This is a genomic window from Paenibacillus prosopidis (assembly GCF_003337375.1).
Classification (GTDB): Bacteria; Bacillota; Bacilli; order Paenibacillales; family Paenibacillaceae; genus Pristimantibacillus; species Pristimantibacillus prosopidis.
The window spans coordinates 38,193-49,781 of the sequence record NZ_QPJD01000022.1 but is presented as its reverse complement, the minus strand read 5'-3'; the positions used below and the strand labels follow the sequence as shown (position 1 = coordinate 49,781).

Below are 11,589 nucleotides of genomic sequence, written 5' to 3'. Positions count from 1 at the left end.
TACCAAATCGACTGCGTTCCTTAACAAACATTTTTCTCATCCTTCCACGCGAGTCACTGTATAGCATCAGTATGGACAAGACTACGAAACTATAAACGTCTCTTTTGTCATGGAATCAAAAATATTTCATCACAAGTGTGGAAATATGGACATACGGTTTTATTTGGTAAGCGTGAGAAACAGCCACTACTTGTCCACCTCTCACCGAAAATGGTCGCCGGAATGGAGAAGCTGGGGTACCTCCATAACGCTCGAACAGCTGCTACCTAACTAGCGTTTCAGACCTTGGTAACTACTTCGTTTTATGCATTTCTCTCAAAAACTGTACATACAGCTTAACGTTTGCGGATTTGGTTGCTACACCGGGTGGCACCAGTATATTGAAGCCCCTATCTCAAATATATGTAGAGAGATTTGTTCAAATTTACACTTTTTAATGTCTATTATTCCGATATTTTGACCATACTAGTGGTAGAGGTGAATGCTCATGTTTGGAATCGGTAAAAAGCGGACACCTTTTGGAAAATGGTTAGATAAAAAAGGCATCCTCCAAGAATGGATCGTGAAAGAAACAACGCTGAATAAATTCACGATAAGCAAATTAGCGAATAAAACGGATCACATCCCAAGTGGGCGAACCATGAAGAAAATCTTATTAACTTTACGAAAAATTGATCCGAACATTAAGCAAGACGATTTTTGGAGATTGTAGCATCATTGGTATAACACCTTTTCGATGTCGGTCATGAAGCAGGTCAGGTGTATATAGAAGGATACATGAACCATGTTTGTAAAAGCTCTTTCAAAAGGAGTTGTTCACATGTTCAACCCTCAAGAATGGACAAAACTATTAATGACTTTTCAAGGAAAGTCTAAGATTGTCTACATCAACGAACATACGGGACTATGTAAACTACGAGCCACCTTTACTAAAGAGCAGCAAATGGCGCTAGATCTTAAAAGAGTGAATACAGGCGGTCCGTTATTACAGAATAGAGGTGAATAACATCATACAAAAGAAGACGATCGTAGAGAAAATAAAAACAACTATTATTCATAACCGTCAGAATTTTCTTCTCTGGGTAAGAACAGGAGATAATAGATACCTAAATCTGATCAATAAGAAAGCATAAGGTGTCCATTTAAACGACACCTTTTTTTTGTTTAAATTAATATAGATTTGACAGACGGTACGAAAGGGAAACATTGCAAGTTACATTATTTGGCAATTACTACTTGTCTCTGTAATGATTTCATTCGTGAAAAATCTTTTACTGCGTACCGATCTGCGTATTAGCTGCAACCTTTGTAACAACTTTGTTTGTAGCAAACTCACCTTATAAAACTGACGGCTGTATGTATAGTTTATCTTTACCCTAGTAGAAAACCGTACGCGTTTTACCTGTCTTCTCCCACTACCGATCTACGTAGTCTATTGCATCAGTTGGATCAGCAGGCTTTATTTGCTCTCCTCGATTGGAAATCTTCGTAATCCCCAATGATCTGCAACCACTGACAAAATATCCTGCCAGGATGCTGGTTCTCAAGCAGCTTGTAAAAGCTCTGGCCACAAGTAGGCAAGATTTTGATCAAAGATCATACCGATATAATCCTTTTTCACTTCATCGGGGACCAGCTTGCCGGCGAGCATAGCCTCATCGATCAAACAGCGGTGAGCGCTTGTATGAATCGTATGCGTAACAATGCCATCCAGCTCGTGATAAAAATGCCCGTCCAGTTCATACAGATCGCCTTTTCCTCGATAAGCATAATCCTTGCGCGCCAAGTGCGGCACACCATCAACCGTTTCATTGAAAGCTAGGATTTCCTTCTTTGTCATTTCCCAAATTGGTTTCATCTTCGATTATCCTTTCATCCCCTGCAGGAATAAGTGATCCGGATAGATCTGATTATCCTGGGGTTCATGTTTATTTTTTAAAATCATGAAACAAAACAATTGATTGCATTTGAATGGAATCAAACGTAACCAAAATGCATTCGTGTATACATAAAAAATAGTAAAGCTTTATACATTTCTAGCTGCCTGATTTGCTATCAGAAATACAAAAGGCTGTACCAACTCCCTTATGGCTTCAAGTAGAAAACACAACAAGCCGAAGTATTTCGACTGACGACTCCCCCTTGAATGAAACACTTTAGGGGTTTGAAAAACCCGCATAAAATAACATAAAATAAGGGTTTTACACCTTCACGGCCTAAAACATCTCAATAAGAATCAAAAAGAATCATGATGAAACAAAATGAGTCGAAAGAAGAAAAAACATGAATAATGTCTATTAACTCTGGTAATACTGATTAATAGATACGAGATATCTACCGGCCCCACGGCGCGATGTATCTCAGGACAATGACTGACGTTGCTACAGATGAGCGGAGTCGGCAGCTTCATAGTCGCGGCTTTCTAAGCCTCTCGAATGGCTCCATGATCTCCAAACCATGCCCAGGAGTAGGAGAAGGAACAAAACCGAAAAAGCGATATAGACAACAATGACCAGATTCATGATAATCGTTAAATACTTGTATAGCTGTTCCATTGGTACCTTATTGTCTTTGGCAATAGCCATCAGTAGACCATACACAGCCACCATTCCGATCTGAGAGAAGAAAACAAGCAGACCACTGAAAAGGGTGAATTTTCTCAATTTCATGCGCTAATCCTCCTTTGAATAACTTGCCATGATTTCACTTCAGCAGCAGGGTGTTGACGGACTTTCTTCGGTTTCCTTTGAAACTCGAACAGGCCGCTAATGGCGGTAGAGATCGCCCCCAGGAACAAAATAGCTCCAAGCATCTTCCACATGACACTATCCACAACCCCAGGAATTAAACCGGGGGAGAGGAGCACAACCGGCAAAAACCATACTGCTTTTGCTTTGTTTGCACGAACCATTTGAACTAATTTCATATTTGACACACTCCCATTATTTGATAGAATGAAAGGCGTGATACTTTCCACAGTTAACACGCCTTCCAAAAGTCGTTTGCTTATGCAAGCGGCTTTTGTTGTTTTCTCATGTTCATTTGCATTTTCAAATGCTTGACGATCTCAACATCAAGATCCTGGGAAGCCTTTAACACTTCTTTCATCTGTAAAAGACCCTTTTGATAACCAAGGCAAGCTTGCCCGATTCGGTTCAACTCGTCCTGTCCTTCTTTGATTTTGGTAAGCTGCCGATCCACTTCCTTTTTTGAAACTGGCTTTTCCCGCAAAATTTCCATCCTCCTTAATCAGCTCCCCTATTGGGGGGGAAATCCCCCCGATTATTTCAAAACGTGAGTGGCGGCCAACGAGAAAGCCTCGTCTACGGAAAGGCCGCTCTCAATTAACCTATCTGCATCCACTTTGAAAAGCATTTGCAGCGTGCGTAATTTCAAACGCTGCTCGGGATCCAAGGTCTTATAGAATTCGTGTTCCCGGACAGCTGAACCGCGATTGGGGAAATTAATCACTTGCGCCGTTTGCTTAGGTTCAACCATCACAGCGGCCGGGGTGTCCCCGGACTGGATACCCTTTTTCTCCCTTTTGTCGATTTCCGGCGCGGCATCCCGCATCAGATCCGGGAGATTTTTTGGCTCAAAACCGTCCAAATTGCCCTCCCGAATCATTTCGCGTTCAGCGTCTACACGTTCGAAAACCTTCGCGTCATAGTAGTCCGCGCCACCAGCTGCCATGTATTCGATTAGCTCCGCTTTCCGCTCATCGCTCAATCGACGAACCGTCGAAAGATAACGAGGACCAAGGTACAGCTGGCCTTTCCACTCGTAGCCAGTGGGTTCTGTATAATCCGTTTTCCACAGTACTCGCGTATAGCTCTCAAAGCGGTTAAGTACTTTCTGAACATCCGGGGTCAAAGGGCCATCGGTCCAGGACACTAGAACGCTGTCATATTCGGAAGTCAAAGAGAATTTGAATCCCGGAAACACCAATTTTAGAGCTGCCAGGATGTGCTTTTTTGCTTCTTTACCGGGGATGCTGATTTTTTCCATTGTCATTATTGATCAATTCCTCTCGTTTTTTGATGTATGAAGATCGGCCGGAGCTGCCCCCCCGGCCACGCTTAGTAAATCCGGGAAAAGCTAGGTTTTGGAGGGAAGAACGTGCCAGACGTTACCTTTTTGGATTTCTTGTTGTAAGTAACCCGGTAGTTCTTCCCCTGATGGCTAAAGCGCCAGCTGAGTGAATCGCCATCCTCGTGATTGATATACCAACCAATCTCATCGCAGTCTGGATCAATATTCAGTGTTTTTTTCATGTAATTTTCGATAGCTTTCATGGACTCAACAACCTTTCATTTTTGGAATTTATTTTTTACCATATATCCGGATTTCTGTTTGCCGGTCTAGCCTAAGCGGCGATGAGCGGAAATCTTTAGGGTTTTGAGAACAGAACTTGCCTTGCGTACTTGCTGTTTTGCGTATGAAGTTTTCAATGAGCTTTACATCCGTATTTTTCGTAGCCGTCATAGCGTTCTTATCATGCCGGTTCCTGGCGCGCAGGGACTTGCCCGGCTTGCCGGGTGGCGTTCTCGAAGAGATAAGCCATCCTTGCGCGCCAGGGTTCGGCATGATTTGCTATGATGACGGATATGAAAAATACATACGGATGTTAGCGATTGAAAACGTAAGGAGCAAAGCAGCTACGCTCATGATCAAGCTGTTCACAAAACTCATTAGGTTTTTGTCCTTGCCCTTGGCTCTTGAAGGCAGTTGACCTTGATTTGATGGGGTTAAATCCCTTAAACGGATTTGTTATTATTCTTTGGAAGTGGATTATTTAATCTTTTCAGGTGGGTATGAGGATAGAGGCCTATTGGAGGCGGAATGGGCGCGTTTCGGGTGGGTAGCAGCTAATGATCGTATTCTCGAAAGAATACAAACGTAGGGGAAATATGGGCCGTCTGTAACAGTTTTAAAGGGGAGTACGAGTGGGTAACAAAAAAAGCCCGAATTTCGGGCTTCTAGGGATTTTGAGGCTTTTGGTTTTTCATCGGAACGCAAAGGAGGAAAAGAAGCCCTATGGAATCTACGGGGTCTTAGGCGCGCGCGCCTTAGAGCCGGTGATTCGCTTGGGCTTCCCGATTGAACGAGCTGGGGGATCCAATGAGATTTATCTTTCAATTTCTGAACCTTGATCTCGGATGTATTGTTGTGAAGTACCATATTGACGATGTAATTGGTTAAGCTGGCGTTGCTGCTGTCCGGTAAGCAGATCTTGGCCAATTTGTTGTAAGGCCGATTGCAATGCAGTAAGTAGGGATCCTAACCCGGTCATGTTTTTCTGGATTAATTGGACCTCTGCAGGAGAAGGTACTTTTTTCTCGACTTGAAGAATTTTAGCATCAAGCTGCTGAACATCTTGTTGAACGCCTAAGATGGTCTGTTTATTCGGATTCGTGATTTTCTCCAACAGATTTTTCGGTTTTAGCTCAATCAGCCTGGCTACGAGCTGATCACGTAGATTTTTCAATCGCTCTAGCTCATGAATCGGCTTTAGCTTTTCTTTCTCCTGCAGAAGCTTTGAATGAACAGAGTCGTAATTTTTTTCAAACTGGTCCTTTTTTCGCTCTAAATCACGATTCATCTTCTCTTGCTCTTTATCCCAGCCCTTAATGATCCGGTCCAACCATTTCGGGATTACAGACGTATGAATTTGGATTAATCCTTGGTTGACATCCAACGTTTTTTTGAAGCCGGTGCTATTATCGAAAACAAAAACACGATCGGCAAGGCGTATGGCTTGAGGAACTTTATCTAACGAACGATCATACCTACGCCGAATATCGGCCTCTGGAATGGAATGTCCCCCTGCTTCAACTCTGCGGGCAACGCGCTCGATGTGATAATCCACATTTTTAAGGCCGACATAATACATCGTGATACCAAAGCCGGCTTCTTTTGCTCGTTCCATTTGGCGCAATACATTGCCACCAGCAAGGGTCGTTTCAATAGAAAAATCCCGACGCTGGTCAATGCAAACCTGGACACGCTTGAGCGTTTCACGTCCAGCTTTAACAGCTGCAGCTTCGGGATTATCTGGATTCATTCGCTTGGCAATCGCATCCGTGTCAATGACTTCCCCGACTTGATGGGCTAAAACGTCTGTAATCGTGCTTTTACCGGCTCCATTTGTACCGGCGAAAACCGTCATATGAGGTTTAGTTTCCTGCGTATTCAACCTCGGTTCGGTGTCCATGCTCATCATAAATGACCTGCGTCTTTCTGCCATCGGCAAACTCACGAACCATCTTTCCGTTTTCCTCGTAAACCACTGAAGTCCCTGCAGCTTTAGCTTTTGCTCTGGCTTGCTTCGTTGCGGCGTTTAAATAACGTTCTAAATCTTGATCATTAATTTCCTTCATGAATATGCCCCTCCCAACCTTTTTCGTAATTCGTTTTTTTGTATCTAAAGGGATTAGGAATGTCCTTCGTGAAATACATCATTGAAAGCTTTATTATACCATATCGTCATATCGCTGCGGATCGGCTGCTGCGCATTTTGCAGCAGCCGGTCCGCAGCGGCCAGCAATCAAAAACAAAGGTGAAAGACTTTGTTCACCATGTTAATAGAAAATAAAGTGTAGAATGAGAACTAATAAAAACCAAAGCGGTATCCGTTAGCATGCCGCTTTAGTTCCGAAATTCAATTATAAAGAAAATGATCATCTATATAATTAGAAATCATCGAGTCGTGAGTAACATCTATGACCGTATAATTCTCGTCTTCTACCCATGTACCCTTCTCCACCACAAACATATCATGGGCAGTGACGTGCTTTACCACAGACACCATTAAACCCTTAGGAACAACAACCCTTTCAGAGTACTCAAAATTACCTTGAACACTCCTGATCTTAATGCCAGGAAACTGACACAGTAGATCGCTAATCATGGATCTCCGCATGCCGTCCAATATCACGTGACGGAACATTTTGGACTTCCCTTCTTCAGCTTGCTTTTCTAACCAGTCCCACGTTTTTTGGGAAAGAGTTAAGGAAACCTTCTTCGTTACTCCGATTGGAGGACGCCCTACAGGTTGCGGTGTCATCCGGATCAACTCCTCCATAATTTAAGTTACCTAAATTATAATTTAAGTAACTTAAATTATCAACAGTTTTTCATATATTTTGTTTGTCCAAGGGGGGGGCTGACAGGCGTAATTGAAGTGTGCTAAAGTACTAACACTCCCACCTTGAAAGGATGATTTTGTTGGCAAACTACGGAATCGATAGGAAAGCATTGAAGGAATTGGCTGGGTTTTCTGCACCTCTTCGTAACTATGTAGTAGTGAAACTTAATTGGGCTAAATATTTCGCTGTTAATTATCCTAATGCTCAAGTTGTTGCTGGGTTTTCAGGTGCTGGAATTGACCGTAAGGTGCTTAAAGGGATTGCTGGTATTGCTGATGTGGATGTTCGGGACTATCTTCTATCGCGTCTTGGATGGACCTCCTATTACGCAGCGAACTATTAATATTATTTTGACGTTGAGTCCTGATAATCCAGGGCTCTTTTTTCGTTCATCAAGAATTCTCGAACAGCAAACGAATCCCGCATCCGTTTCATTCCGATGCTCCTTCTCTCTTTTTAAAAAAAGGCAGCGGCGGTAGCCGGTGGCAACCATCAGGGGCAAGTATTTTGCCCCTGCCTGGCGCTGATTTCTTTACTGAGCCCCACCATCACATCCCCGACTGGCCCCGATCGGCATGATCCACTCTTTCGTGAACAAGTCTTCGGTCGTGAATGATCTCGAGAGGGCCATTTCAATCCAGCGGGGTAGATTCGGGTCGTTCAGCGGAAGAACCTTCTCCATTGCGCCTTTGGCCGCCTTCTCTACCACGGTAAGCTTCACATCAACCGTATGACCAATAAGCTGTTCTGTTTGAGCAAAGCGCTCCACACGCTCCCCCGCGATATGTTGAAGCGCTGCCCATTGATGAGCAGTCGAAAACACGCAGCCCATGCAGCTCACACGCCCGAACCCTAAATAATAGACCGGGTGTGGCATGATACCAAACTCCCGGTGCAACTCGAACATGGACGCTTTTGTTTCATCGATGACAGGCCGCCAGTGGTGAACGATTCGCTTTCTGGTTGTCGATGAATGCTTTTCGGCTTTTAGGTAATTACTGCGATTGCCGCCTTCGCTTCGACGCTCACCGGTAATAAACAAAATCTTTTTGGGCTTGAACGTGGATCCTACGTACCGCGGATTATTATTTAATGTCCGTCGGGCTGGATCCGACTTCCCGGAAGCACTGCACCAGCGTCTCATCAAATCGGCGCTTTGTGCGGGAAACCTCTTTCGTGTGGAATGTTTCCCCTTCTTGGTTTCAAGCCGGACGATGTTGCCTTTATCCATATAGAGCACATCCCCGGCCAACCGATTCTCGCGCATCAGCTCCCCATACAGGCCGCCTTCTCTCCACTGGTAATAGATCGGCACACCGAACGCCTCCGCGACCGCCTCACAATAAGCTTCCGTTACTGGCCAATCCCAAAATTCGTTATAGTCCTCGCCTTTCCCATCGACTGCTTGATGCCAGATTTCGAGTTTTGAAAAATCTAGTCCCTCTTTCTTTAGCCAAAACAGGCAGCCCATCGAATCAGCACCACCCGATAGATGTAAAATCACGGTATCATACTCGTTCAGCGGAAACAGCTCAACCGGCTCCGCTTTCGTCTTTTTCTCGGTATGATCCTGATTACGCTCTTCTATCTCAATACTCAAGTCCAACGTTAATTGTTCCAGCTTGTCCGAATCTCCCTCCTGTATCGGCGTGGCTGGCTCGATGATGACCGGGCCGCAAAAATCATCTTCGAAAAAATCAAAATCTAGCTCGGGAGCCTCCAATCTTAAATCATGTTCAAATCCTGTTTCACGCTTGGGATACATGTCATCAAACATCGTCTATATCCTCCTTGGGGTGAGGCCGGGCGAATCCTGGCCAATGATTTTATATTTCGTTAGTGTACAGAGCATCGAATTGTCTTGACTTGTTAGCCTCAATCGAACATCCGGCTTCGTTTGCTGCTCTAGCCCTAGCGGCGATGAGCGGAGGGCATTTGCCGGATTTGATGAGCAGTTTTCCTTCTGCGGCCTTGCGCGTAGCGTATGGAGTTTTCAAAGAGCAGAACATCCGTGTGTCGTAGCCGTCATAGCCCGCTTTATCATGCCGGCTTCCGGAGTGCAAAGGTCTGCCCGGCTTGCCGGGATGGCGTTCTCGAAAGAGAAAAGCCACCATTGCGCGGAGGAATCCGGTATGATTGGCTATGCTTGATGGATACGACACCCCGGATGTTGCCCGCTTGAAAATACCCGGAGCGAAGCTGCTGCAGACGGTAACTGAGTGCGAATCATCCCGGCGCGTCTTTGACCTCGCTTTACAGGTTTGGCCTTTTTCTTTTCGAAAAGGTAGTGGCTTCGATCGGCCAAAGCGAAGCGGAGGCCACCGTTTGAATCCGAAGTCACCGCCCCGCGGCGGTGACAACCTTTCGGGCTTGCCTGGCCAATGGCCTCATTCCAAGCAGGGCTGTGAGTCAGACGATCGAACGTCCCTGCTTCTCTGGTTGCAGCTGCCAAAGATCAAACAAAAAAGCAAGCAGCTAAGAGGCTGCTTGCCGGAGAATTAGATTGATAAGGCCAACTCGTATTGTCCTGTCGTTTTCCATCCTGCAGTAGAGGAATCCGGATCGCTTTCCACGCACAGTTCAGGTAAGTTAGCCCGAACAAGTGCGTTCGGAATGACCGGAGAAACTGAATTTCCGCAGCGTGCTACCTGTTCCGCTTTCGGGTAAGGTTTTCCACCATCCACCCGATCAATAACATAGTCGGCTGGGAATCCCTGCGCCGCGAACAATTCATACGGTTCAAGCATCCGGAATCCAATATCCACGATAGCGTAAAGCTGCCCGCCGATAGTGACATACCCAAGATGTTCAGTGTTCGTTTCGGATCCCGCGCTGAATTCTTCCATGAATGTCCGGACTTCCCCGAAGTGATTTACGGACGTAATGGTTTGGAGCGGATCCGAAACATCTTGGCCAACATTTGTGCCCTTGAACTTGATAATGTGACTGGCTGCCCGCGTTGCCTTGCTCCTATCCGCTTTGAAGTCGCTGGCCGGGGCCAAAATAGCTTCAGCTAGACCGAATTTGTTTCCTCCTGCCGTAATGGTTCCCATCGGCTTATGAAGATCCAGGACTCTCGGTGCTTGCCCTTCGGCCTCGCCATAACCCATTTGAACCAAAAGCGGAGTTACTAAGCAATGTTCGGTCTTTGGCGTTATGGTTGTCAGCGGTTGTTCGACGTTGTACTGCAGACGATCTGCGGCAAAGCCTGTTTGTCCGATCCGGGAGATGAACGGTGTTACGATGCCCCAGCCATTCTTTGATGTAATGGTTTGCATCGGCTTGTTGATCTCTTGACCGCGGAAATTCTCGCCGCCATGATTCACTTTGATAATAAATGGGTTCGCATTGTTAATGACAAAGCGCTGAATGCCCCTGGCAATCCGGCGTTTCGTATTGGGCGACAGCTCTCTACTCCGGCCGAAGATGCTCGGACATGGGCGGGTGAAATCAATGATCTCAGCAGCTGTACGGTACGGCAACAGTTTTCCGGATTGTACCTCAAGCGAATTCGGTGCTCCATGCGTAGGCTGAGGCCAAACGATCGGTTGTCCGTCACAACGTGCAATCAAGAAGAAGCGTTTACGCGATGTCGGAGCGCCGAAATCGCAAGCCTTTATACCCTCTTTCCATTCGACGTGATACCCAAGATTGCGAAGGGCCTTCACAAAAGAACGGAAGGTGTGGCCTTTTCTCTGCGGATCCGGACTGCCGTCTGCCAGCAAAGGCCCCCAATCTTTAAATTCCTCGACGTTTTCTAGGATGATGACGCGCGGCTTGACCGTAGCCGCCCAGCGAACAGCCACCCAAGCCAGCCCCCGGATGTGTTTTTCCTTCGGCTTCCCTCCCTTCGCTTTCGAGAAGTGTTTGCAATCCGGAGAGAACCAGCAAAGCGCAACGCGCCTTCCATTTGTAATTTCAACAGGGTTCACGTCCCAAACGGATTCGCAGTAATGCACCGTTTCCGGATGATTGGTTCTGTGCATGGCGATAGCCTCTAAATCATGGTTGATCGCAATATCAACCGCACGACCAATGGCCATTTCGATACCTGTAGATGCACCACCGCCCCCTGCAAAGTTGTCTACCACGATTTCACCGTTATATATAACACGCTTCATGACACGTTTTCCTGTACGTTCCAAGACTGCTTGCATGTATATCCACTCCTTGTGTAATGAGTAAATTCAATTTTTTCTTGATTTTTCTGCCTCAATCGAACATCCGGCTTCGTTTGCCGGCCTAGCCCTAGCGGCGATGAGCGGAATGCTTTTGCCGGGTTTGATGAGCAGTTTTCCTTCTGCGGCCTTGCGTGTAGCGTATGGAGTTTTCAAAGAGCAGAACATCCGTGTGTCGTAGCCGTCATAGCCCGCTTTATCATGCCGGCTTCCGGAGTGCAAAGGTCTGCCCGGCTTGCCGGGATGGCGTTCTCGAAAGAGAT

The 11,589-nt window shown here is 45.9% G+C and carries 19 protein-coding genes; 6 read left to right on the top strand and 13 right to left on the bottom strand.

Going from position 1 to position 11,589, the window contains the following annotated elements:
- The first annotated feature begins 487 nt into the window (after positions 1 to 487).
- A complete protein-coding gene (locus DFP97_RS26685) occupies positions 488 to 712 on the top strand; it encodes a transcriptional regulator (RefSeq protein WP_114383724.1) in 225 nt (74 codons plus the stop codon).
- A gap of 72 nt (positions 713 to 784) precedes the next feature.
- A complete protein-coding gene (locus DFP97_RS26680; RefSeq protein WP_114383723.1) occupies positions 785 to 1,006 on the top strand; it encodes a hypothetical protein in 222 nt (73 codons plus the stop codon).
- A gap of 537 nt (positions 1,007 to 1,543) precedes the next feature.
- Here the strand turns inward: DFP97_RS26680 and DFP97_RS26675 are convergent.
- The 6 genes from DFP97_RS26675 to DFP97_RS26650 form a co-directional block, all read right to left on the bottom strand.
- Positions 1,544 to 1,858, bottom strand: coding sequence for a hypothetical protein (locus DFP97_RS26675; RefSeq protein ID WP_114383722.1), 315 nt, complete (start codon positions 1,856 to 1,858; stop codon positions 1,544 to 1,546).
- 523 nt (positions 1,859 to 2,381) lie between these two features.
- Positions 2,382 to 2,669, bottom strand: coding sequence for a hypothetical protein (locus tag DFP97_RS26670; protein WP_114383721.1), 288 nt, complete (start codon positions 2,667 to 2,669; stop codon positions 2,382 to 2,384).
- A complete protein-coding gene (locus DFP97_RS26665) occupies positions 2,666 to 2,926 on the bottom strand; it encodes a hypothetical protein (RefSeq protein ID WP_114383720.1) in 261 nt (86 codons plus the stop codon). Before DFP97_RS26665 ends, DFP97_RS26670 begins: the two co-directional genes overlap by 4 nt.
- A gap of 80 nt (positions 2,927 to 3,006) precedes the next feature.
- Positions 3,007 to 3,231 (bottom strand): hypothetical protein, encoded by a 225-nt coding sequence (locus DFP97_RS26660; protein WP_147275096.1) that lies wholly within the window; start codon positions 3,229 to 3,231, stop codon positions 3,007 to 3,009.
- 51 nt (positions 3,232 to 3,282) lie between these two features.
- Positions 3,283 to 4,014, bottom strand: a complete 732-nt coding sequence (locus DFP97_RS26655) for an LPD29 domain-containing protein (RefSeq protein ID WP_114383718.1) — start codon at positions 4,012 to 4,014, stop codon at positions 3,283 to 3,285.
- A gap of 65 nt (positions 4,015 to 4,079) precedes the next feature.
- Positions 4,080 to 4,295 (bottom strand): hypothetical protein, encoded by a 216-nt coding sequence (locus tag DFP97_RS26650; RefSeq protein WP_114383717.1) that lies wholly within the window; start codon positions 4,293 to 4,295, stop codon positions 4,080 to 4,082.
- A gap of 155 nt (positions 4,296 to 4,450) precedes the next feature.
- On the opposite strand from DFP97_RS26650, the gene DFP97_RS26645 reads away from it, so the two are divergent.
- The gene (locus tag DFP97_RS26645) at positions 4,451 to 4,732 is read left to right on the top strand and encodes a hypothetical protein (RefSeq protein WP_114383716.1); all 282 of its coding nucleotides are present in this window, start codon (positions 4,451 to 4,453) and stop codon (positions 4,730 to 4,732) included.
- A 396-nt stretch (positions 4,733 to 5,128) separates the two neighbouring features.
- On the opposite strand, the gene DFP97_RS26635 is transcribed toward DFP97_RS26645, so the two are convergent.
- Both DFP97_RS26635 and DFP97_RS26630 read right to left on the bottom strand, forming a co-directional pair.
- On the bottom strand, positions 5,129 to 6,169 hold the full coding sequence (locus DFP97_RS26635; RefSeq protein WP_245976617.1) for an ATPase: 1,041 nt from the start codon (positions 6,167 to 6,169) through the stop codon (positions 5,129 to 5,131).
- A 7-nt stretch (positions 6,170 to 6,176) separates the two neighbouring features.
- Positions 6,177 to 6,380 (bottom strand): hypothetical protein, encoded by a 204-nt coding sequence (locus tag DFP97_RS26630; protein ID WP_114383714.1) that lies wholly within the window; start codon positions 6,378 to 6,380, stop codon positions 6,177 to 6,179.
- Between the two features lie 68 nt (positions 6,381 to 6,448).
- On the opposite strand from DFP97_RS26630, the gene DFP97_RS31000 reads away from it, so the two are divergent.
- Positions 6,449 to 6,595, top strand: a complete 147-nt coding sequence (locus tag DFP97_RS31000; protein WP_181873696.1) for a hypothetical protein — start codon at positions 6,449 to 6,451, stop codon at positions 6,593 to 6,595.
- A gap of 66 nt (positions 6,596 to 6,661) precedes the next feature.
- On the opposite strand, the gene DFP97_RS26625 is transcribed toward DFP97_RS31000, so the two are convergent.
- Positions 6,662 to 7,066 (bottom strand): hypothetical protein, encoded by a 405-nt coding sequence (locus tag DFP97_RS26625; protein ID WP_114383713.1) that lies wholly within the window; start codon positions 7,064 to 7,066, stop codon positions 6,662 to 6,664.
- A 161-nt stretch (positions 7,067 to 7,227) separates the two neighbouring features.
- Between DFP97_RS26625 and DFP97_RS26620 the strand changes: the two genes are divergently transcribed.
- Positions 7,228 to 7,491: a hypothetical protein gene (locus DFP97_RS26620; RefSeq protein WP_114383712.1), complete on the top strand. Its 264-nt coding sequence runs from the start codon at positions 7,228 to 7,230 to the stop codon at positions 7,489 to 7,491.
- A 189-nt stretch (positions 7,492 to 7,680) separates the two neighbouring features.
- Here DFP97_RS26620 and DFP97_RS26615 read toward each other — a convergent pair whose 3' ends face one another.
- Positions 7,681 to 8,925, bottom strand: coding sequence for an adenine nucleotide alpha hydrolase family protein (locus tag DFP97_RS26615; protein ID WP_245976616.1), 1,245 nt, complete (start codon positions 8,923 to 8,925; stop codon positions 7,681 to 7,683).
- Positions 8,926 to 8,974: 49 nt separating this feature from the next.
- Positions 8,975 to 9,262, bottom strand: coding sequence for a hypothetical protein (locus DFP97_RS26610; RefSeq protein WP_114383711.1), 288 nt, complete (start codon positions 9,260 to 9,262; stop codon positions 8,975 to 8,977).
- Positions 9,263 to 9,284: 22 nt separating this feature from the next.
- Here DFP97_RS26610 and DFP97_RS26605 point away from each other — a divergent pair, with 22 nt between their 5' ends.
- Positions 9,285 to 9,650, top strand: a complete 366-nt coding sequence (locus DFP97_RS26605) for a hypothetical protein (protein ID WP_114383710.1) — start codon at positions 9,285 to 9,287, stop codon at positions 9,648 to 9,650.
- Here the strand turns inward: DFP97_RS26605 and DFP97_RS26600 are convergent.
- On the bottom strand, positions 9,647 to 11,305 hold the full coding sequence (locus DFP97_RS26600) for a DNA cytosine methyltransferase (RefSeq protein ID WP_425453562.1): 1,659 nt from the start codon (positions 11,303 to 11,305) through the stop codon (positions 9,647 to 9,649). The two genes, DFP97_RS26605 and DFP97_RS26600, sit on opposite strands and share 4 nt — an antisense overlap.
- Positions 11,306 to 11,335: 30 nt before the next feature.
- A partial coding sequence (locus tag DFP97_RS30995) for a hypothetical protein (RefSeq protein ID WP_181873695.1) occupies positions 11,336 to 11,589 on the bottom strand: 254 nt, incomplete at its 5' end.